The sequence below is a fragment of the Isoptericola croceus genome (genome assembly GCF_029382255.1).
Taxonomy (GTDB): Bacteria; Actinomycetota; Actinomycetes; order Actinomycetales; family Cellulomonadaceae; genus Isoptericola; species Isoptericola croceus.
In genome coordinates, this window is record NZ_JARLLG010000014.1 from 22673 (window position 1) to 42716 (window position 20044).

The 20044-nt window shown below is 68.2% G+C and carries 18 protein-coding genes, 5 tRNA genes and 2 pseudogenes; 12 read left to right on the top strand and 13 right to left on the bottom strand.

Annotated elements, in window-relative coordinates:
- Positions 1-94: 94 nt before the first annotated feature.
- Genes PZC42_RS19850 through PZC42_RS19860 form a run of 3 tightly spaced genes read right to left on the bottom strand, consistent with a single transcriptional unit; the run spans position 95 to position 2711 of the window.
- Positions 95-961: an aminotransferase class IV gene (locus PZC42_RS19850; protein ID WP_277213683.1), complete on the bottom strand. Its 867-nt coding sequence runs from the start codon at positions 959-961 to the stop codon at positions 95-97.
- 5 nt (positions 962-966) lie between these two features.
- Positions 967-1581 (bottom strand): dihydrofolate reductase family protein, encoded by a 615-nt coding sequence (locus PZC42_RS19855; RefSeq protein ID WP_277213685.1) that lies wholly within the window; start codon positions 1579-1581, stop codon positions 967-969.
- Between the two features lie 29 nt (positions 1582-1610).
- Positions 1611-2711: a chorismate-binding protein gene (locus PZC42_RS19860; protein ID WP_277213687.1), complete on the bottom strand. Its 1101-nt coding sequence runs from the start codon at positions 2709-2711 to the stop codon at positions 1611-1613.
- Between the two features lie 116 nt (positions 2712-2827).
- Between PZC42_RS19860 and PZC42_RS19865 the strand changes: the two genes are divergently transcribed.
- From PZC42_RS19865 to PZC42_RS19890, 6 genes are all read left to right on the top strand, one after another.
- Positions 2828-2900 (top strand) — tRNA-Gly (locus tag PZC42_RS19865).
- Between the two features lie 59 nt (positions 2901-2959).
- Positions 2960-3030: transfer RNA gene (locus PZC42_RS19870), tRNA-Cys, on the top strand.
- Between the two features lies 1 nt (position 3031).
- A tRNA-Val gene (locus PZC42_RS19875) sits at positions 3032-3106 on the top strand.
- A 73-nt stretch (positions 3107-3179) separates the two neighbouring features.
- Positions 3180-3458, top strand: coding sequence for a DUF2277 domain-containing protein (locus PZC42_RS19880; RefSeq protein ID WP_277213689.1), 279 nt, complete (start codon positions 3180-3182; stop codon positions 3456-3458).
- A 127-nt stretch (positions 3459-3585) separates the two neighbouring features.
- Positions 3586-3661, top strand: a tRNA-Gly gene (locus PZC42_RS19885).
- 1 nt (position 3662) lies between these two features.
- Positions 3663-3737: transfer RNA gene (locus tag PZC42_RS19890), tRNA-Val, on the top strand.
- 124 nt (positions 3738-3861) lie between these two features.
- Here the strand turns inward: PZC42_RS19890 and PZC42_RS19895 are convergent.
- Positions 3862-5025: an IS1249 family transposase gene (locus PZC42_RS19895; protein WP_277213690.1), complete on the bottom strand. Its 1164-nt coding sequence runs from the start codon at positions 5023-5025 to the stop codon at positions 3862-3864.
- A gap of 190 nt (positions 5026-5215) precedes the next feature.
- Between PZC42_RS19895 and PZC42_RS19900 the strand changes: the two are divergent.
- The 4 genes and pseudogenes from PZC42_RS19900 to PZC42_RS19915 all read left to right on the top strand — a co-directional run bounded on the left by PZC42_RS19900 (position 5216) and on the right by PZC42_RS19915 (position 10195).
- Positions 5216-6753 (top strand): annotated as a pseudogene (locus PZC42_RS19900) (ISL3 family transposase).
- Positions 6754-7007: 254 nt separating this feature from the next.
- The gene (locus tag PZC42_RS19905; RefSeq protein ID WP_277213692.1) at positions 7008-7985 is read left to right on the top strand and encodes a hypothetical protein; all 978 of its coding nucleotides are present in this window, start codon (positions 7008-7010) and stop codon (positions 7983-7985) included.
- A 36-nt stretch (positions 7986-8021) separates the two neighbouring features.
- Positions 8022-8681 (top strand): hypothetical protein, encoded by a 660-nt coding sequence (locus PZC42_RS19910; RefSeq protein ID WP_277213694.1) that lies wholly within the window; start codon positions 8022-8024, stop codon positions 8679-8681.
- Entirely contained in the window at positions 8681-10195 is a 1515-nt protein-coding gene (locus PZC42_RS19915) for a hypothetical protein (protein ID WP_277213695.1), read from the top strand. The genes PZC42_RS19910 and PZC42_RS19915 overlap by 1 nt, the downstream gene beginning before the upstream one ends.
- Positions 10196-10360: 165 nt before the next feature.
- On the opposite strand, the gene PZC42_RS19920 is transcribed toward PZC42_RS19915, so the two are convergent.
- The 8 genes and pseudogenes from PZC42_RS19920 to PZC42_RS19955 form a co-directional block, all read right to left on the bottom strand.
- A complete protein-coding gene (locus PZC42_RS19920; RefSeq protein WP_277213697.1) occupies positions 10361-11089 on the bottom strand; it encodes a hypothetical protein in 729 nt (242 codons plus the stop codon).
- Between the two features lie 51 nt (positions 11090-11140).
- A pseudogene (locus PZC42_RS19925) lies at positions 11141-12289 on the bottom strand (IS3 family transposase).
- 96 nt (positions 12290-12385) lie between these two features.
- Positions 12386-12526: a helix-turn-helix domain-containing protein gene (locus PZC42_RS19930; protein WP_277213699.1), complete on the bottom strand. Its 141-nt coding sequence runs from the start codon at positions 12524-12526 to the stop codon at positions 12386-12388.
- A gap of 369 nt (positions 12527-12895) precedes the next feature.
- Entirely contained in the window at positions 12896-14524 is a 1629-nt protein-coding gene (locus PZC42_RS19935) for a LuxR C-terminal-related transcriptional regulator (RefSeq protein WP_277213701.1), read from the bottom strand.
- A 41-nt stretch (positions 14525-14565) separates the two neighbouring features.
- On the bottom strand, positions 14566-14751 hold the full coding sequence (locus PZC42_RS19940; protein WP_277213703.1) for a hypothetical protein: 186 nt from the start codon (positions 14749-14751) through the stop codon (positions 14566-14568).
- Positions 14752-15016: 265 nt separating this feature from the next.
- Positions 15017-16117, bottom strand: a complete 1101-nt coding sequence (locus PZC42_RS19945) for a flavin-containing monooxygenase (protein ID WP_277213705.1) — start codon at positions 16115-16117, stop codon at positions 15017-15019.
- 10 nt (positions 16118-16127) lie between these two features.
- The gene (locus tag PZC42_RS19950) at positions 16128-17234 is read right to left on the bottom strand and encodes a flavin-containing monooxygenase (protein ID WP_277213707.1); all 1107 of its coding nucleotides are present in this window, start codon (positions 17232-17234) and stop codon (positions 16128-16130) included.
- 31 nt (positions 17235-17265) lie between these two features.
- On the bottom strand, positions 17266-18192 hold the full coding sequence (locus PZC42_RS19955) for an alpha/beta fold hydrolase (protein ID WP_277213709.1): 927 nt from the start codon (positions 18190-18192) through the stop codon (positions 17266-17268).
- Between the two features lie 368 nt (positions 18193-18560).
- Here PZC42_RS19955 and PZC42_RS19960 point away from each other — a divergent pair, with 368 nt between their 5' ends.
- Together PZC42_RS19960 and PZC42_RS19965 are read left to right on the top strand one after the other, a co-directional pair.
- Positions 18561-19316, top strand: a complete 756-nt coding sequence (locus PZC42_RS19960) for an HNH endonuclease family protein (protein WP_306575858.1) — start codon at positions 18561-18563, stop codon at positions 19314-19316.
- A gap of 25 nt (positions 19317-19341) precedes the next feature.
- Entirely contained in the window at positions 19342-19635 is a 294-nt protein-coding gene (locus PZC42_RS19965; protein ID WP_308199849.1) for a hypothetical protein, read from the top strand.
- A gap of 5 nt (positions 19636-19640) precedes the next feature.
- Here the strand turns inward: PZC42_RS19965 and PZC42_RS19970 are convergent, their stop codons facing one another.
- Entirely contained in the window at positions 19641-19874 is a 234-nt protein-coding gene (locus PZC42_RS19970) for a hypothetical protein (protein WP_277213710.1), read from the bottom strand.
- Positions 19875-20044: the final 170 nt, after the last annotated feature.

Sequence of the window (20044 nt, forward strand, 5' to 3'; positions counted from 1 at the left end):
TGCGAGGTCGATAGTAGTCACAGATCGGGCGCTGGTCCAAACCGGAACCGTGCGGCGTGGACCACAGCCGGGCCACGTCGCCCCAGGTGAGGGGTCAGGGATCGATGCGTTCGCGGCAGAGCGTCTCGAACAGCGCGCGTGCCTCGCGCGAGATCTCGCCCACTGCGACATCGACGCCGTCGAGCCAGGTCACCGGCTGGACGTTGCGCCCCGAGGACGTCAGCACCAGGTGCGTCCCGCCGTCGCCGACCTCGTCCAGGACGGCGAAGGGCAGCTCGCTCACGCGGGCCTCGCGCACCGGAAGACCCGCCTCGGTGCCCCACTCGATCAGCAGCTCCCGCGTGATGCCGGCCAGCGCCCCCGAGTCGAGCCGCGGCGTGACGAGCTCGCCGTCGCGTTCGACGAAGACGTTCGATCCCGTCCCCTCGCAGAGCTCGCCGACGGTGTTGGGCAGGATGGTCTCGTCCGCTCCCTGCGCCTTCGCGTGCGCGAGGGCGACCACGTTCTCCGCGTACGACGTGGTCTTGAGCCCGGCGACCGCGGAGCGCTCGTTGCGTGGCCACGGCGAGCGCACCGAGCGCGACTCTGGCGCCATGACGGACTCCTGGGCCGCCACGACCACGGTCTGGGCGCCCTCCACGCGGCCGGAGCCGAGGGGCCCGACGCCCGCGGTCACGGTGATGCGCAGTCGACCGTCGAACGGCCCGTCGGCCCGCACGCCCTCCTGCAGGACCGCTGCGACGCCGTCGCGCACCTTGCCCTCGTCCGGCGCCTCCAGACCCAGTCCCGCGGCCGACCGCGCGAGCCGTGCCAGGTGTCGGGTGAGCGCGAAGACGCGCCCGTCGAACACCGTGCACGTCTCGAAGACGCCGTCACCCACCGTGATGCCGTGGTCGACCGCACTCATCACGGCCTCCCCGGCACCCACCATCCGACCCTCGGCCCAGATCACCAGACTCATGAGGGTCAGTCTGCCTGACGGCGGCGGTAGACCAGGTGCGTCACCTCCGGTGTGTGTCGCGCACCCACGGCCTCGAGCGCGTGCCGCCCGACGCCGTCGAACAGCCGCACTCCCCCGGGCACGTCGAGCAGCACCGGTGCGACGTGCAGACGCAGCTCGTCGATGACACCGGCAGCCAGGCAGGCGTTCACGGTGGAAGCCCCGCCGGCCACCGCGACGTCCCGCTCCCCGGCCGCGGCGCGGGCGCGGGTGAACGCCTCGTCGAGCCCGCCCGTGACGAAGTGGAACGTCGTGCCGCCGTCCATCTCGAGCGACGCACGGTCGTGGTGTGTGAGCACGAAGACCGGGGCGTGGTACGGCGGGTCGTCGCCCCACCAACCGCGCCAGGCGAGGTCCCACGGCCCGGTGTCCGGCGAGAACATGCCCCGGCCCATCACGTAGGCACCGGCGCCGAGGGTCCCGGCGACCTCCTCGGCATGGTCCTCGGCGTGCTCGAACGCCCAGGAGTGCAGCACGTCACCGGTACCGACGACGTCCCCGAAGGGAAGCTCGCGCGAGGGGTTCGGTCCGGCCGCGTAGCCGTCGAGCGAGATGGACAGGTCACAGTTCACGGACGTCATGCAGCACAGACCGGCGCGACGTCCGGGACTCATCGGGACGCCAGTCCCACGAGGCGCGCGGCCTTCAGCTCGGTCTCGAGCCACTCGGCCTGCGGGTCGGAGCCCCAGGTGATGCCGGCGCCCGTGCCGAACCGCAGCACACCGTCGTCGTGCGGGCCGCGCTCCCACCAGAAGGTGCGGATCCCGACGGCGAGCTCGGCGCGGTCGCCGTCGACCCAGCCCACGGCCCCGCAGTACGGACCACGGGCGGCGGTCTCGAGCTCGTCGATGATCCGCAGGGCCGACGACTTGGGAGCCCCCGACACGGAGCCGGGCGGGAACGTGGCCCGCAGCGCCCGTCCCCACCGGTCAGGAGCCGCCGAGACGGCGGGAGCCAGCACTCCCTGGACGCGGGAGACGAGATGGACGAGCCCGGGATGCTCCTCGACGGCCAGCAGGTCCGTGACGGCCACCGTCCCTGGCGCGCACACCCGTTGCAGGTCGTTGCGCACGAGGTCGGTGATCATCACGTTCTCGGCGCGGTCCTTGTCCGTGAGCCCGTCCGGCGTGCGCGCGGTGCCCTTGATCGGCCCGGAGCCGAGGGTTCCGTCACCGAGGGACAGGTACAGCTCGGGTGAGGCGGAGACCACCCACACCGGGTCGACGCCGGAGCCCGCCGGCACGTGGACGGCGGCGGCGTACGGTGCCGGGTTCCCGGCCGCGAGCCGGGCCGCCAGCGCCGCCGCGTCCGGCTCGCGGGGCGTGCCGCCGTCGTCCACGACGGGCAGTGCGGTCTGCAGCACCCGGCACACGTTGACCTGGTACACCGTGCCCTCGCGCACGTGGTCCCGCACGCGCCGTACCGCTCCCTCGTAGGCGGCCCGGTCCATCGAGCTGTGCCAGCTCGACGGATCGGGGCCGTGCCATCCGCTGCCCGACGGCGGCCCACCGGCAGGCAGACCGCCGTCCGACACCCGGGCGAAGCGCCAGGCGCGTGCCCTCCCGCCGCGGCCGAACGCCTCGAAGTCGGCCACGACGAACCACGGACCGGGCTCGGAGAGGCGCTGCGGGTCCGTCTCGAGATCGACGCACTCGGTGACGTCGGTGGCGAGGCGTCCGGCGAAGGAGGCCCAGGAGTTCGGTTCGTCCACGCAGCGAACGCTATGCCAGCCGGGCGCCACCGGACGATTGGACGGATTCGGGCTGGGTCAACTAGTGTTTCCCTCGCGCCGGAACGCCGGGGAGCGATCTCCTCATGTCCGGCCATGCGGATGTAGCTCAGTTGGTAGAGCACCACCTTGCCAAGGTGGATGTCGCGGGTTCGAGTCCCGTCATCCGCTCGGAGGCCCATTCCCTGCCTCTTCGGCGACGAGGATGCGGGAGATCACGTCTTCTCTATGGTGGGTTGGCCGAGAGGCGAGGCAGCGGCCTGCAAAGCCGTATACACGGGTTCGAATCCCGTACCCACCTCGGGCGATTGGCGCAGCGGTAGCGCGCTTCCCTGACACGGAAGAGGTCACTGGTTCGATCCCAGTATCGCCCACCACCGACGAAGGCCCCGGACCGATCGGTCCGGGGCCTTCGTGCGTCCCGGTGCTGCGCGGCGTACCGTCACAAGCATGTGCCGAAACATCACCACGTTGCGCGGCCTCGAGCCGCCCGCCACACCCGAGGAGATCGAGGCCGCGGCGGCCCAGTTCGTCCGCAAGGTCACAGGCGTCGCGTCGAACGCGGCGCCGGCGTCCCGGGAGCCGTGCGAAGAGGCCACCACCGAGATCGCCGCGATCGTCACCCGCCTGCTCGACGGGCTGCCCGCCCGCCGACAACCGCCCCAGACCGTGCCTCCCCTGCGTCGCCCCGACGTCCAGGCACGCATCGCGGCACGGCAGTCCGCCTGACGCCGGCCCTGTGCCGTAGAGGCGCAGGTCACACCCCGGGCGATTGGACCAGCGCCGTGCAGGTCCAGTAATGTTCCACAGGCGCCGGAACGCCGGGGAGCGATCCCCGGAGCACGTACCCGGCCGTGCGGATGTAGCTCAGTTGGTAGAGCACCACCTTGCCAAGGTGGATGTCGCGGGTCCGAGTCCCGTCATCCGCTCCACGGGCGATTGGCGCAGCGGTAGCGCGCTTCCCTGACACGGAAGAGGTCACTGGTTCGATCCCAGTATCGCCCACCAGCACGGCAAGACCCTCTGACCAGCGAATTCGCAGGTCAGAGGGTCTCTTGCATGTCTGGTGCTGGTGGACTGGTGTGGGCTAGCGGCCAAAAGGTGTGGATGGCTCGGGCGTGTCGTCGGGTCATCAGTGTGCTCGTCCGGCCCAGCCTGTTCGGGCCCAGAGTCCTTCGTCGGCGGTCGCGGTGGTGCCGTAGTCGCCCGGCGTCGGGTCGTTGTCGGTGATGACGACGGCGGTGGGTGCGGGCTTGCAGTGCTCGGGCCGGACCAGTGACGACGGCGGTGCCGGCTTGGTCGAGCGCAGGTAGCAGTACCACTCGATCGCGCGGCGCTGGTGGTCGGACGTCATGCCCCGATGGCGGCGCAGGAGATCCTTGATCCCGGCGTTGCGACCGCCCTCGATCCAGTTCGTTGTGGAGTTGATCCCGAGTCCGTCGAGGTCATCGCGCAGGTAGGTGAACAGCACCTGCTGGCGGGTGAGGCGTTCGAGCAGCCGGTAGGCGCGCCGGAGCCGGTCGTGGGCCCACCACCAGGTCGCGTTCGATCTGGCCCAGGCAGGTCGCAGCCGGGTGTCGCGCAGGTAGGACTTGGTGTTGATGAGTTCGCCGTAGACCTGGTGCCACTCGTGCAGGCGCACCTCCCACGCGGCCGCCTGCTCTCGGGTCCTGATCCTGGTCAGGGCCAAGGAGATGGCCCGCAATGCGCGGCCTGCGTCGGTGCGAGGGCGGGTGGTCACCTCGCGGCGCACGTTGCGTTGTACGTGCACCAGGCAGCGTTGCACGAGGGTGTGCGGCCAGCAGACCTTGATGGCGGAGGCGAGGCCGGATCCGCCATCTGTCACGACGACCCGAGGTGGCGGGATGCGTTCCAGCAGGGCGACCCACGCGGCGGTCTTCTCGGTATCGCACCACTGCCAGGCGATGACGGTGCCGGTGGTCGCGTTGATCGCGAGCAGCAGGCACCAACCGCCGGACAGGTAGGTGCCGTCGACCTGGACCTCGTCGTAGATCTCCCCGGTGACGCCGATGACCGGGTCGACGTTCCAGCACCATGCATGAGTGCGCCGGAAGGTGCGCGCCGAGGAGCCGTACTGGGCCTGAGCTGAGGAGCCCATGAGCCACGCGATGAAGACGTCGAGCTGCGCTGCCCGGGTCACGTCCGGGCGCCGTCGCACGCTCGAGGAACCGCATTTGCGGCAGATCCACCGCTGCGTCCCAGCCGCTGTCTTCCCGTTCTTGACCAGCCTTGATGCGCATACACCGCACCGCGTCGTATTGCCAGCACCCGTCACGCCTAAGGGTCCCGGAGCATGACCACACCCTGCGAGCCGCTAGATCACGCGCCTGCCCAGCGATCTCATCCACACGTTCTGGCCGCTAACCCACTGGTGTGGACAGGAGGGGGCCTGTCTGATTAACGGCTCTGTCGCACTTTCGGTGGTCGGTTCGTCTCCTATGAGGGGTATGGGATGATCGGGCGCCGTGCTGGATGTGAAGGTGCTGGTCAGGACGGTGTTCGCGGGGTTGTCGGCGCTGGTGATCGAGGGCGTCGAGGACGCGGGTGAGGCGGTCGTGGTCGCCGCCCGCACGAGGGATAGCACGGCATCCTGCCCCGCTTGCGGGACGCCGAGTGGGCGGGTGCACGCGTATCACGAGCGGGTGGTGGCCGATGTTCCGGTCGATGGTCGTCCGGTGCGCGTCGGGGTGCGGGTGCGTCGTCGGCGCTGCGAGGTGTCCGGGTGCGAGCAGCGCACGTTTCGCGAGCAGGTCCCGGGCCTGTTGGAGCGGTATCAGCGGCGCACGACCCGGTTGACGGCTCAGTTCGGGGGTGTGGTGCGTGAGCTCGCCGGCCGCGCCGGCGTGCGCGCGCTGAATGCCGTCGGGGTCTGCTCCTCGAAGGACACCGCGCTGCGCACGCTGCGCCACCTGCCGCTGGCGGTCGTGGCGGTGCCTCGGGTGCTGGGGATCGACGACTTCGCCCTGCGGCGCAGCCGCGAGTACGCGACCGTGCTGATCGACGCGACCACCGGGCGGCGGGTCGACATGCTGCCCGGCCGGGGCGCGAAGATCGTCACCGCCTGGTTGCGCGATCATCCGGGCGTCGAGATCGTGTGCCGTGACGGCTCGACCGCCTACGCCCAAGCCGTCCGTGACGCGCTGCCCGGTGCCGTGCAGGTCGCTGACCGGTGGCACCTGTGGCACGGTCTGGCCGACGCGGTCGGCAAGGAGGTCGCTGCACACAGTGCCTGCTGGGCCGCGACGGCCGGACCGGGATGCGTACCGGCCGGCTCGCCGAGACCACCCGGCAACGCTGGCACCAGGTGCACGAGCTGCTTGACGCCGGTGTCGGGCTGCTGGACTGCTCGCGCCGCCTCGGCCTGGCGCTGAACACCGTCAAACGCTACGCCCGCGCGGCCGAGCCCGAACGCATCGCACGTGTCCCGAAGTACCGGCCCACCCTGGTCGACCCCTACCGTGACCACCTGCGCCAGCGCCGCCAGGAAGAACCCAGCATCCCGGTGAGCAGGCTGCTCGCCGAGATCCGCGACCTCGGCTATACCGGCAGCCAGAACCTGCTCTACCGCTATCTCAACCAGGGTCGCCACCTGGACGACCAGCCCCACCTGTCATCCCGTCGCGCTGCCCGGCTACTGCTGACCAGGCCCGACCGGATCACAGATTCCCAGGCCGCGACCCTCGCCGCACTCACCAGCGCCTGCCCCGAGATGACCGTCCTGGCCGGGCTCGTGCGCGACTTCGCCGCCCTACTCACACCCGACGAGGCGAACGCGCCCGCACTGGATGCCTGGACCGCGCGAGCCCAGGCAGCCGACCTGCCACACCTGCATTCCTACACCCGCGGCCTGGACCAGGACCGCGACGCCGTCGACGCCGCCCTGACCCTGCCGCACCACAACGGACGCACCGAGGGCGTCAACACGCGCACCAAGATGATCAAACGCCAAATGTACGGCCGCGCTGGCTTCGACCTCCTACGCCACCGCATCCTGCTCGCCTGACTGTGCCGCCCGACCACCGAAAGTGCCACAGAGCCGTTCATCGGACACTCCCCCTTCGGAAGGCCAGGAGTGAGACCTGGTGTCATGCGTGGCTCTCGGGCTGACGAGATCAGGGCGTGGACCTGGTCACCGCTGGTCAACCTTCGGGTCGCGCCATATGCGCCACGGGTGAGCGGGAAGCCGAAGCCGGGTGGAGACGTCGTCCCCGACGGATGCCACCGTCAGTGTCAGTGGTAGACCGTACGCTTCCCAACATGACGGACTGGGCGGCACTGATACGGGACGACCCAGACAAGGCCGCACGGGAGTTGCATCGGAGGGCTGAGCGAGGGCGCGCCGTCGCTGCAGCCCGCCCGGGCTTCGCCGAGGTGGGCGACGCTCTGACCAAATTACACACCGCGCTCGTGGCCTCTATATGGGCCGGCGAGCTTCCGCCTGTAGAGGGCTCGGTGTTGGTGCCGCGACGCGGAGCACGCGGTGATGGCTCGGACCGAACGTGCATCAATGTCAACGGCGAGAACCGCCTGGTCCTCGAGGTGGCGGACGGGTACGCCACGGCGGTTCGCGACCATGTTCTCGGCCTTGGTCGGATGGCCCAAGCGAGTGGCCCCTCGCGTTCCCTGCTCGCCCTGGCCCGAGTGCTGCTCGACGCATCGGTACATCTCGATTTCCTGCTCAATGACTCGATCGACGAGCGAGAGCGCTGTCTCCGCGCGGCAAATATCCGATTGGAGACACTGCGACAGGAGATTGCTGACGCCCGTGATGACGCCGAGGAGCGCAAGGACGCAGAAGCCGAGCGCGATTTGCTCATCGCGGCAGCACTCAAAGACGGGTTCGATCGCGACACTATGACCGACAAGAAGACCGGGAAGCAGAAGGAGACCTGGTTTCTGCATCCGCGTCGTCGGCTCGATGACGTCCTTCGCGACGCCATCGGTGGCGGGCACCAGGACTCATGGAGGGTTTTGTCGTCAGCGGTCCATGCGCAAGAGCGGCCTGTGCTGCGTTTCGCCCTCGGCCTTGGACGGGTCTCGGCCGGTCCTCACGCGAACTCCATGGTCATCGCTCACCTGATGATTCCGATCATCCTCGCGACTGAAGCAATCCGCGTAGTCGAGAACTATTACGGACCTGCCGGGCCACCGGTCGATCAACGCATCGTGAACCGGGTATTAACGATCGGATCTTTCGCAGCAGGCATGCGCGACGACGAAATCCGACAACAGTAGCGCGCCAACCAGGTCCACGATTCTAGGAGACGCTCCTTGATCCTGCTCAGCTTCCACCACCAAGAATACTCAGCACTGATCATGACCGACACCCTCGCCACGACACGCGGGGGTGAACCCCTCATCTTCCAATCCAAGGCATGGGCCGTTCCACACATCAACATGGCGATCGCAAACACGGGCGTGGGCAATTTCGGTGGCCGGTGGAATGAGTACCTCCGTAGTTCCCTGCTCGCCACAGACATCGAAATGGTGAAGGAGTTCGCACCCGAGGCGCTGCGCCTGACCTGGTCACAAGTCATTTCTGAGTACGAGATCGACGAGGTTCCGACAACGACGATGTACCACTTCGGCTACCCCACGGACTCCGATCGACTCGTTCGCTACGTGTATCGCTCGGCCGAGGACTTCGAGTCAGAGCGACACGAGGAACCAGGCTTCGCGATCAACCCTTGGCCTGAAGGAGACTTCGAGGTGCCTGTCGACGACGACAGTTGGGTGGCGCTCGCCCAACGTGTCCGGGCCGAACAGAACGTGCGTCCAGCGGAGGACCGGATCTACATCGGCGGCGAGCTTTATCTGCTGATTCTCGGGAACTGGCAGAGCCAGACCATTCGACTGCACCGGTTCGACGACTACGAGCAGGCCTGGCTGGACATGAACGATCGATCCCAACGTGAACCAGGTGCCGCGTGATGAAGTTAGCCGAGGCGAACCGACTGATCCGCGATGGGTTTAGGGAAGCAACGCCTGCGGCGCTTCAGTCATCTGCCGTGTTTGCATCCGTTGGCGATAAGGAGATTCTTGACGCCTTCCTCGCACTCGAACGCGCCGGTAACCAGTCCTTCGTCGGTGCGGGAGATCCGACAGAACTTTTTCTTTGGGAAGCGTTCGGGCGGTTCGGTCAAGCGATCTATCCGGGAGTCCACTCTGCCGGAGCGGAGGCAGCTCCTCGCATCCTCGAAGCTTTCAAACTCGCGGATGGGGCGGGCAGCGCTCGCTCGGCACGCTTAGGAGCCAGTATCATGAAACGCCGTGTGGCAATTGAGTTCGGCTACAAGCCCGTCGTTGGTTGGCCGGTGACTGAATCTGCCGCGCTCCTCGCCGAGATGTCCGAGATCGAATCGGCACTGCCCGCACCCCCGAGCGGTGATTCGGCACTGCAAGAGCTTGAGAATGCCCGGCAAATGATGCCGGGCGCCAATGACGAACTCCGATCGACTTTGCGGTTCTCGCTCCCACATCCGCTTACGCGGAGAGAAACATCGGTAGCCGTCGAGTACGAAGGGCTTATTGCGAGGGTCACAATTAAGCCATCTCCGTCGCCGACTGGCGGGGTTCAGTTTGAGGGCGCACAACCCGCGGATATTGAAGATAGTAGTCCAGGGGCCTGGAGCGTCGGCGCTTCCGAGATCGTTGTGGTTGCCTCCGGGCTAATTGACTGGACTGCTTCCGTGCCCAAGTACGAGATTGGGGATCTTCCAGGTGACGAGTCGCCAGCCTTGGGCAAGTTGTCGGCGGACCTGGTGCGAGCAGTGCTCGTCTCACTTGCCACGAAGAGCCCCGACGAACTATCGGGACAGTGGCTCCCGTTGCCTGCGGACGTTAAGCAGATACATTTCATGGTCGGCACGGTTGATGCGCCTAGCGCATATCACATGACCTTCATGCCAATGAATAGTACAAGAATCACTGTTCTTGACGCGGATTCGATCGAAGTCGACCTCGGTTCATTGACAGCACCTCGGCCGTGGGAAGCTGCTCGGGCATATGCTCTAGGTGCGTTGAGAGCAGGGAGGAGCTTCGACGCGGTTGCTTGGGCGAATGTCGCTATCGAGGCGCTTATCGACGAGAAATTGTACGAACTGACCGAGATGTCGGCGGCCGACGGTGCGGCTGTACTTACTGGCTCCAGTATCTACAGTGAGGCGGAGGATATTCTCGCGAAGCAGTTTCCAGAGATGGCCCACAAGGTCGACTGGCCGGCCGTTGAAAAGGCACCTTCTCGATACCGGCAGATCAAGGCCATTGCGAGGGTGCTGCCAATCCAAGGAAATGCAAATGATCTAAAGACGGCGTACAGGAATGTTTCCGATAAGAGAAATGATGTCATGCATGGTCGTGCAGTCGACACTATTGCTGTGGATGTAGCGGAAACCGCCATCGATAACCTGCAGGCTTTCATTGGAATGTTTGGAACAGGGGACTAGCGCTCACGATCGGACGACCTCATTATCGATAACAACGAAGTCTACCCACGCCTGGCGGATCGACTGCCGGACTGGCATCCGTCGAAGGCCGGTCAAGGCCTGACTGCCCGGCCTAGAGTTCCGCTCGTTTCGGATACCAGCCGGCCGAGGCGGAACCGGAAGCCTCTATCCGGCCGGGGCTGGAGGCGCTGGACGGGAACGGACAGGCACTTGATCCTCTGGCGGAACCGACTCGTTGGGAGCGTGCCTCAGATGGACAGTGTCGTTCAGATTTGGTACCGCTCGTAGGCGTCCGTCGCCGAGGTCGGTGACTCCTGCCGACTGCAACTCGTGCTGGACTGCTCCGAAAGTGAGTCGGTCACCACCGATCGTGACCGTCAGAGGCCTGATGACTTCGAGCTGGTAGTGACCATCCAATGCGCCAACGCCAGAGATCTCCATTTGGGACCATGTGCCTACGATCGTCTGCCCGCTGAGTAGTTTCGCGGCATGGATCACCGACTCTGCGTCGTCACCGGCTTCGGCCTTCAGATCAGGGATCTTAATCGGCTTAAATGTATGCGCCTGAAGAGTCGCGAGAGCGCTTATGTATCGAGTGGTGAACGGAGCGATGAGTGGCTCACCGGCCAGGCCATCCTGGAGGTCCTCGAAGGAGCCGTACTTACCAGCGACCTGGATGCGGTTGGGGTGCGCAAGTGCACCACCGAACTCAACGGTAGGCGCGACATCCGCAGCATCGTGGCCCGACGGATCGCTCAGCGAAAAATTGACTGTGCCCGAACCGCTGGCAGCGTCGAACTGGCCCTCGATGGTCAGAACACCCGTCGGTTCATGCCCCTGGAACCAGACTCCTGTGCCTTCGAGTCCGAGCGTTGACGTCAGGGTGAAGCGCACCTCGGCGAGGACTGGTGTGCCCCGGCTTCCGTGGAGTCAGATTGCTGGAATCTAGGCCACGGTGATCGTTGCTGTGCTCTCGAACTCTACGGGTGTAAGCCAGCCGAGGGCGGAGTGCCGGCGCTGGCGGTTGTGGACGATCTCGAGGTACTCGAAGATCACGTTGGCGAGCTCCAGGCGTGTACGCCAGCGGCGTCGGTCCAGGAGCTCGACCTGCATGCGGGACCAGAAGCTCTCGATGACGGCGTTGTCGTAGCAGTCGCCGATCGATCCCATCGACGGCACCAGGCCCGACTCCTTGGCCCGGGTGGTGAAGGCCCAGGATCCGAACTGGACTCCGTGATCGGAGTGAATGATCGTCCCGGCCGGTGGCCGGCGGTTCTCGATGGCCATCCCGAGCGCGTTGGTGACCAGGGCAGCGGTCGGCGAGGAGTCGATCGACCACCCGACCACTCGCCGCGAGCAGACGTCGAGCACGACGGTGCAGTACACCTTGCCTTCCCGGGTGGGATGCACGGCGGGAGTCGGTGACCCACAACTCGTCGACTCTCTCGCGGGCGAACTGCCGATCCACCAGGTCGGTGGAGACCAGGTCCGGGCGGGCGCGACGCCACTTCGGGCGCCCGCCCACGCCCTTGAGGCCGGCACGGGCCATAAGCATCTCCACAGTGCCGCGCCAGACCTGGACCCCGTGGCCCTTGGTCAGCTCGGCATAAACCCGCCGGGCGCCGTAGACGCCCCGCGACGCGGTGTGGATGGTGCGGATGGTCTCGGTCAGCAGGGCGTGCCGCACGTGACGGGCCGACGGTGCCCGCACCCGCGAGGCGTAGTAGCCCGACTCCGAACACCCCAGCACCCGCGCCGCGGGCTGGACCGGCAGGCCTTCGTCGGCCATCACCGCGATCGCTTCGAACCGCCTTTTGGGGGCACCACCTTCCCCAGCAGCGCGCTCGCGCGCCGATGGATCGCCAGCTCGGTCTCCAGCTCGGCGATCCGCTTCCTGGCCGCGGTCAACTCGGCCTTCTCCCCACTGGTCAGGCCCGGGTCAAGGCCCTTGTCGATGCGGTCCTGGCGCCGCCAGGAGTAGATCGTCTGATCGCTGATCTCAAGATCGCGCGCCACGTCCGCGACCTTCCGGCCCGACTCGAGCAGGTCCAACACCTTGCGCCGGAACTCCGGCGGATACCCACGACGTCCCACGAGGCCCCTCCTACAAGGTCAGGTGGCACAAGAATCCAGTAATCCGCCTCCACGGAACGCGGGACACACCAGAGCCTCCATCAAACCCAGGGCGATTCAGATCCTCTCGATCGAATCGAGCTTGATCCGCAGCGTCTTGCGCACGCGCCGTACGGCTTCGAGGTGCCCGTCGGCGATGTACCGGCGCACGGTCTTCGTCGAGACCGCGAGCATGTCGGCCGCGTCGGTCAGCGACACGAGCTTGCGGGTAATGGTGGCAGCCTTGGTCTTCTCCTGGGTCGGTGGCGGCCCGTCTGGCCGCCCTCATCCCCCAAGGCCGCCGAGGGGCAAGGCCGCCCTCGTCGTGCTGACGGCGAGGGACGCCGGCGTTCCGCTGGGGTGTCGGATCCGGGACAACTGCACCGATAGTGGATCGCCCTGCGGCGATCCACTCAGCTCCGGCGCCTGAGGTGTGCTTCGGCAACGTCCTGTCCCGGCAAGGGATGACGTCCCTACGATCATCCGGAGAACGATCACCAGCATCGAGTGAGGGGGCGCACGTGCCAACCGCACTACTGCCGCTGTCCGCGCTCAATGCCGAACTGAGCGCGCTTCCAACTACTACGCTCACACCAGCCGGTGCTGGTAGGCGAACGCGGCGGCGGCGGTGCGGGAGCCGACGTTGAGCTTGGTGAAGATGTTGGACAGGTGCCGGGCCACGGTCTTCTGCGACAGCACCAGCTCCTCGGCGATCTCCGGGTTGCTCTTGCCCGCGGCCACCAGCCGCAGCACCTCAACCTCCCGCGGGCTGAGGCCTCCAGGCGCCTCTCCCTCGCCGAGCAGGTCGGCCACCTCCCGCTCCGTGGGCTTCGCACCGAGTTCGGCGAAGGTGGTGCGCGCAGCGGTGAGGTCCGCGACTGCGGAATCCTCATCGCCAAGCAGACGCAGCGCCCGGCCGACCAGCACCCGGCTCCGCGCCGCCTCGTACGGCGCGGAGAGCCGGTGCCAGCGGTCGAGCGCGTGACGCGCGCCGGCGAGGCACGACTCGGCGTCTCCCCGGGCCAGCGCGACCTTCGCGTCCGCGTAGCAGCCAGCGGCCCGCAACGCGGTGCAGTCGAACGATGCGCCGATGTCACGCAGCTGCTCCACGAGAGGAGCCGCCTCGTCAGGCTCGCCGATCTCGACCAGCACGTCGACGGCGGCCGGGAGCACCTGTGAGCGGTGCACCGGGTCCTGCCGCTCGGTGAGCAGCCGTCGGACAGCGGCCACCGCGGCATCACGACGCCCTCGCTCCAGCCACAGCAGGGCCCGCCCGGGCTGGGCCGGGTGCCCGTGCTGCGCAGCCTGGTCGTAGGCGGCCTCGGCGGCGTCGTGCTCGCCGCGCAGCCGATGCACCTCGGCCCGCTCGTAGTACGCCAGCCCGACCGCCGGACCTGCGCCGGACTCTGCATACCGCGCCGCCGCATGGTGGAGTTCGGCAACGGCGTCGTCGAAGGCGCCGTGCAGCTTCATCAGCTGCCCCCGGTGGACGGCGCACTGACCGGTGAACGCGACCAGGCCCGGCTGCGCGTCGCACCAGTTCGTGAGGGCGTGCGTCCACTGGCCTGCCCGGCCGAAGTCGGAGATCTCCTGGCAGGCCTCGATCGACGAGCAGTAGACGACCCCGGAGAAGATCGGCGACACCTCGCCGGCCACGACCGAGATCATCGCCTCGTCGAGCAGGCGCAGCCCATCGGCGACGCGCCCCGAGAAGATGGAGAGCCGGCCTTGCATGTGCAGGCCCACCGCTAACAGATCCTGGTCTCCAAAGCGTCGGCCGTACTCGGTGACCTCGGGGGCCGCCTGCAGGGCGTCGGGGAACTCGCCCTTCATGATGTGACCGAGCGTGACACGCTCCTGCAGGTAACCCCGCTCCACGACGTCCTCACCGAGGTCGTCAAGCAGGCGCTGGCCCTTCGAGAGCCAGCCGTTGCCGACCGCGACCTCGCCGGCGCCCCACAGTGTGGCGGTCAGCCAGTAGGCAACGCGCACCGCGCCGGGCACGTCGCCCAGCTCGAGTTTGGCCTGGTAGGCCCGCTGCAGGGCCTGCACCACGTCGTTGGTGCGACCGAGCAGGAAAGCGGCGGTCGCCAGCGCCACGAAGTCGTCGGGCTCGAGCTCTGTGTCGCCTAGGCCCGACAGCGCCTGGTACGCCGACACCCACTCCCGTCGCTCGTAGGCCTCGCGCGCACGTCGTAGATCCTCGATCACGCCCACCCCAGCGATGATACTGACGAAGGCCCCGGACCGATGCGGTTTCACGAACCCGGGGTCTTCGTCCGCTCCCACATACCGACGGCCGGCGGCAGCAGGGCCACCAGCGCAGCGGCGGACTGCACGTAGAACTGGACCGCGCCGATGGGCACCAGGCGGGCGAGAGCGAACACGACCAGCGCGCCGGCGACCACGCCGTCGAGCCTTCCTCCCAGGGGACGCGTGCGCATCACGGCCACGGCGAAGGCGACTCAGCCGAGGAGGAACACCAGCGACCCGCCGAAGAGGAACACCAGGAGCCACTCCTTCAGGGCCGCCTGAGTGGCCTCCATGTCCGCACCGCCACAGAAAGGCGGCGAGCAGCAGCACCGGGCCGAAGCCCCGTCGAGATGGCGGCCCACCTCCCCGGCGTGGGCGCTACCGCTTCGGCGCCTGACCCGGCGTTCTGGTCAATTCTGACGGACATGACGAACCTCCTGGTTGCGGTAGCAGTCCTCACGCGGCGATCGCTTCGCGGGCCCTCGTGTGTTCAGTGATGTGCTGGGCGACGTAGGACGCGTCGCGGCCGACACCGGGGAGCACGGAGGACGCGACGGCGTACTGGAACAGCAGCCCGCAGAAGTACAGGCCGGGAACGTCCTCGGCAACGCCGCGGTACTCGCGGGGCCAGCCGTCGTCCCCGACGACGGGGAGGTCGATCCAGCCGAAGGCGGGCGCGCTGCCGGTGCACCACACCACGGCCGCCACGTCGAGGACGGTGCCGTCGGCGAGCATGGGCCGCCCGTCACGGACGCCGACGACGCGGGCCTCGCGCCGAGTGACCCCCCGGTCGGCCAGGTCCTTCGCCCGGACGCGTCCGACCGGGATGCCGTGCGTGCGGAAGTGGCGCATCATCCTGCGGCCCATCGGAGTGCGCCGGGTGAGGACGTGCCGCGCGAGGAACACGAAGACCGGCACGAACGCCCGGTCCGCCCGCGAGCCGGGACGGAACGGCTCGTGGCCGGGGTCCCGGCCACTGAGCGTCACCGGACGGTCGGCGGCCAGCTCGTGGGCGATCTCGCAGCCGGAGTTGGCTGCCCCGACCACCAAGGTGGGGCCGGCCGGTAGCTGGTCGGGGCGCTGGTACTGGCTCGAGTGCAGCTGTTCGATGCCGGGGTCGAGCTGCCCCGCGAAGGCGGGCACGCGCGGCACGCAGCCGTTGCCCCCGGTGGCCACGACGACGTTCGCGCAGGTGATCGTCTCGGCTCCCAGGTGCGCGGTGAACCCTCCTTCGACCCGGCCCTCCAACCGATCGACCCGGGTGCGCAGCCGCACCGGCAGGGCATGCACCAAGGCGTAGGTCTCAAGGTAGGCGGCGACCTCGTCCTTGCCGGGGAACTGCCAAGACCCGCCCGGAAACGGGAGCCCGGGCAGGCTGTTGTATCGCCCGGGAGTGAAGAGTCGCAGCGAGTCCCAGTGACGGCGCCAGCTGTCGCCCACCCGCTCGACGCCGTCCACGATCAGTAGCTCCCGGCCGCGCCGCTGGAGCTCATACCCGGTAGCGAGGCCTGCCTGACCCGCACCGATGATCAGCGAGTCGATGTGCTGGGTCGACATCACCGACACCTCACGCGGCGACCGGAGCCTTGGCGGCTGCCCGGGCGACGATCTGCTTCGCGAGGTACGCCGCGTCGCGTCCGACACCGTGCACCTCGCCGGAGGAGAACGCGTACTGGAACCACATGCCGCAGTAGAAGAGTCCGGGGATCTCCTCGACCACCCCGCGGAACTCCACCGGCCAGCCGTCGGCCATCGGCACCGGTAGGTCGACCCAGCGCCAGTCGTGCCGGAACCCGGTGCACCAGATCACGTTGGCCACGTCGAAGGTCCGCTCGTCCGCCAGCACAGGCCTACCGTCGGTGTCGACGCCGGCCACATGCTCCTGGACCCACTCGGCCCCGCGCTCCACCAGATGGCGTTCCTTGACCCGCAACTGCGGCGCGCCGTGGTGGCGCGTCTGGCCCATCACCTTGCGGCCCAATGGAGTGCACCGAGTGAGGACGTGCTGGAAAGCGAAGCTGATCATCGGCATCCCCAGCTTCCACAGTCTGGTTCCCCACTCGAACGGGATGGCTCCGCGGCTGGGTCCGACCATCGTGACCGGCCTGCTCGCTGCCAGTTCGTAGGCGATGTCCAACCCGCTGTGCGACGCGCCCACCACCAGCGTGGGGCCGTCGAGGAGCTGCTCGGGCGAGTGGTAGTCGGCCGAGTGCAACTGCCGGATCCGCGGGTCGAGGTCGTCGGCGAACGGGGGCATCACCGGCGTACGACCGAAGCTGCCGACGGCGAGCACGACGTTGTCGCAGGTGATCTGATCGCCGCCCAGGTCGACGATGTAGCCGCCATCGGGACGCTGGGACAGCCGCTGGACCCGGGTCTGCATCCGGACCGGAAGGTCGGAGGTGAGGGCATAGAGCTCGAGGTAGTCGGCGAACTCGTCCTTGGTCGGGAAGTGCCACCGGTCCTCGGCGGGGAAGTCGAGGCCGTCAAGGCAGTTGAGCCAGGCCGGGGTGAAGAGCCGCAGACTGTCGTAGTGGCAGCGCCAGTTGTCACCGATCCGATCGTTGCCGTCGACTATCAGGAACTCGCGACCGCGCTGCTTGAGGTGGTAGCCGGTGCTCAGGCCGGCCTGGCCCGCTCCGATGATCAGGGTCTCGATGTGCTGCGTGGTCATCTGGATCTCCTCCGGTGATGGGTGGTGGTGATCAATGCGTGTCGAGGAACTCGTGGGTGAGCGCGGCGACCTGCCCTGCCCGATGCAGCCAGGGAGCGTGACCGCCGGGCATGACGTGCAGGTCGGCGTCCGGCATGTGCTCGACGGCGCGACGTCCGGCGTCGGGCGAGCCGAACCCGTCCTGCTCCCCCCAGACGAGCCGCACCGGGTGCGTGATCCTTCGCAACTGGTCAGCCGTCACCGCGACCTTGGGCCGCGGCCAGGTCCAGCTCATGACCGACCGCATCAACCCGACGAGGTCCCGTCGGCGGTGCGGCATCAGCTGGCCAGCGACCATGACGTCGCGGATCTCGTCGAGGCCGACCGGGTCCTCGCCGACCATGCGGATGATCTGTTCGGCTCCCTTGACCGAGGGCTTCTGCAACGACAGCAGCAGCTTGCCGAGGGCGGGGATCGACACCAGCCGCCACGGCAGGATGGCGGAGGTGTCCAGGAAGAACGCCGGGCAGGCAATCATCACCTGCGAGCGCACCCGCCCCGGCTGCTCCCATGCCAGCCAGGTGGTCCACAGCGAGCCCATCGACTGGGTCACGAACGGCCCCGGGCCGATCTCGAGCGCGTCAAGAATGTCGGCCAGGTAGGCGACAGCGGTGCGCCGGAATGTGGTGTGGTGGTAGCGGACCGGATCGGTGAGGCCATTGCCCGGCAGCTCGATCGCGTAGAGCGTGTGGCCGGAGAGCTCCGCCATCAACGGCGCCCAGAAGACGGCCGGAATCGCGCCGCCGATCACCAGCGGAAGCGGCGGCCCTTCTCCTGTCACGAGCACCTGCGCCCGCCCGCTGATCGAGGGGACGTCGACGAACCGGGACTGTGCCGGCACCTGGTAGCGGTCGAGAACTCGCTGCTGCGCGTCCCGGAAGGCGGCCGTCGCCTCGTCCGTCGCGCTCTGGGTCGTCATACAGAAGACGCTAGGAACACAGGACCGGAACCGCTTCGGACGCGATACCCATTCGCCAGCGTCGGTTGATGGGTGAATCTGCGCACCGGGCATGGATCGTGGCCACGTGCCCAGGCGGCAAGTGTCGCCGGCGGCGCGGCGGCCGCCTGGGCGCTGGTCACGAGGTAGACGACCTCGACGTGCTTGTTCTTGCCCGTGATCGTGGTGGTGCGCCGTAGCCGGGCGACCTGGACCATCCCAGTATCGCCCACCACCCACGAAGGCCCCGGACCGATCGGTCTGGGGCCTTCGTCGTGCTCCGCGGGCGCTGTGCGGAACCGGCCCGCCGCTCTGTCAGAATACGGGCGAACCTCACGAAGGAGACGCCCTTGCCCCGCTCGTCCTCCGACGGCCCTGCCCGTCCCCGCCGCTTCCTGCGACTGGCGATCCCCGTCGTCGTCCTCGTCGTCGCGGGAGCCGTGACGTTCGGCGACCTGGCCCGGATCGCTGACGGCCCCCTCGCCTCGCTGGTGCTCGGTACCGACGTCGAGCAGGCCGCCCCGGGGACCGCGCTGGCGGCCCTGGACGATCTCGCCGTCAAGGGCCGCGCCCCGAAGACCGGCTACGACCGGGACGAGTTCGGCCCCGCCTGGGCAGACGTCGACCGCAACGGGTGCGACACGCGCAACGACATCCTCGCGCGGGACCTCACCGCCGTCACCTACGAGTCGGGCACCCGCGAGTGCGTGGTCCTGACCGGAGAGCTGGCCGACCCGTACACCGGGACCGACATCGACTTCCGGCGCGGACGGACCACCTCGAGCGCGGTCCAGATCGACCACGTCGTCGCGCTCTCCGACGCCTGGCAGAAGGGCGCGCAGGCGCTGGACGACGAGGCACGCCGCGAGCTGGCGAACGACCCGCTGAACCTGCTCGCCGTCGACGGCCCGACGAACGGGGCCAAGGGCGACGGCGACACCGCGACGTGGCTCCCCCCGGACAACGGGTACCGCTGCGAGTACGTCGCCCGCCAGGTCGCCGTCAAGCTGCGCTACGAGCTGTGGGTCACCGCGCCGGAGGGCGACGCCATGGAGCGGGTGCTGTCCACGTGCCCCGACGAGCCGCTGCCTGCCGCGCACCCGTGATCGACGGGCCGGTAGGCTCGCCGACGTGGAACCCGACCGCAGCGCCGAGAGCCCGCCCGCCGTCTCCGCCGTTATGCACCGCGCCAAGGTGCGCGCACGGGCCTCGCACGTGACCGTCGGTCAGGCACGTCATCACGACGACGGCACGGTCGAGATCGACTGCTCGTGCGGCATGGTCCTGCGCAACGGGCCGCAGTGGTCGCTGGACGAACACATCCGCCTGCACCGGGCGGAGGCTCGTTACCTCGCCGTCAGTGAGGTGGCGCCGGCGGGCATGCCCCGGCTGATCGAGGTCGGGGCGGACCGCAGACCGCGCTGAGCACCTCAGAGCTCGTCGGGGTCGTCCCAGGAGTGCCCGCTCGAGGCTCCCTCGTGGGGGTGTCGTTCTGCCTGCGACAGCGAGGTGGGAGCCTTGCTGGCGTCCCCTCCCACCCGCGGGTCTCCGTGCGGGTCCGTGCGCGACCGACGTCGAGGCGCGATCCGAGCCTGTGACGCGATCGACTCGTCGAGGAGGTGCCTGCCCCGTTTCGGGCTGCCCTCTCCCTGGTCTCTGCTCATGTTTCAGGTCTACCAGCGAGTGGACTCGTTCGCCCTCGCTTGGCACACTTTTTTCTGAACGCGAACCGGTTCGCCACCGGTTCGTCACACCGTCGCCTGCGATCGCTCCCCGCGGTGACCGACGCGCCAGCGGACCGGTCCCACCCGTCACCACGGACAGGACTATGGTG

Excerpts from the sequence above, each read along its gene's own strand:
- PZC42_RS19850 (WP_277213683.1), bottom strand. The coding sequence starts at position 961 with ATGAGTCTGGTGATCTGGGCCGAGGGTCGGATGGTGGGTGCCGGGGAG.
- PZC42_RS19855 (WP_277213685.1), bottom strand. The coding sequence starts at position 1,581 with ATGACGTCCGTGAACTGTGACCTGTCCATCTCGCTCGACGGCTACGCG.
- PZC42_RS19880 (WP_277213689.1), top strand. The coding sequence starts at position 3,180 with ATGTGCCGAAACATCACCACGTTGCGCGGCCTCGAGCCGCCCGCCACA.
- PZC42_RS19905 (WP_277213692.1), top strand. The coding sequence starts at position 7,008 with ATGACGGACTGGGCGGCACTGATACGGGACGACCCAGACAAGGCCGCA.
- PZC42_RS19915 (WP_277213695.1), top strand. The coding sequence starts at position 8,681 with ATGAAGTTAGCCGAGGCGAACCGACTGATCCGCGATGGGTTTAGGGAA.
- PZC42_RS19940 (WP_277213703.1), bottom strand. The coding sequence starts at position 14,751 with ATGCGCACGCGTCCCCTGGGAGGAAGGCTCGACGGCGTGGTCGCCGGC.
- PZC42_RS19945 (WP_277213705.1), bottom strand. The coding sequence starts at position 16,117 with ATGTCGACCCAGCACATCGACTCGCTGATCATCGGTGCGGGTCAGGCA.
- PZC42_RS19950 (WP_277213707.1), bottom strand. The coding sequence starts at position 17,234 with ATGACCACGCAGCACATCGAGACCCTGATCATCGGAGCGGGCCAGGCC.
- PZC42_RS19955 (WP_277213709.1), bottom strand. The coding sequence starts at position 18,192 with ATGACGACCCAGAGCGCGACGGACGAGGCGACGGCCGCCTTCCGGGAC.
- PZC42_RS19970 (WP_277213710.1), bottom strand. The coding sequence starts at position 19,874 with ATGAGCAGAGACCAGGGAGAGGGCAGCCCGAAACGGGGCAGGCACCTC.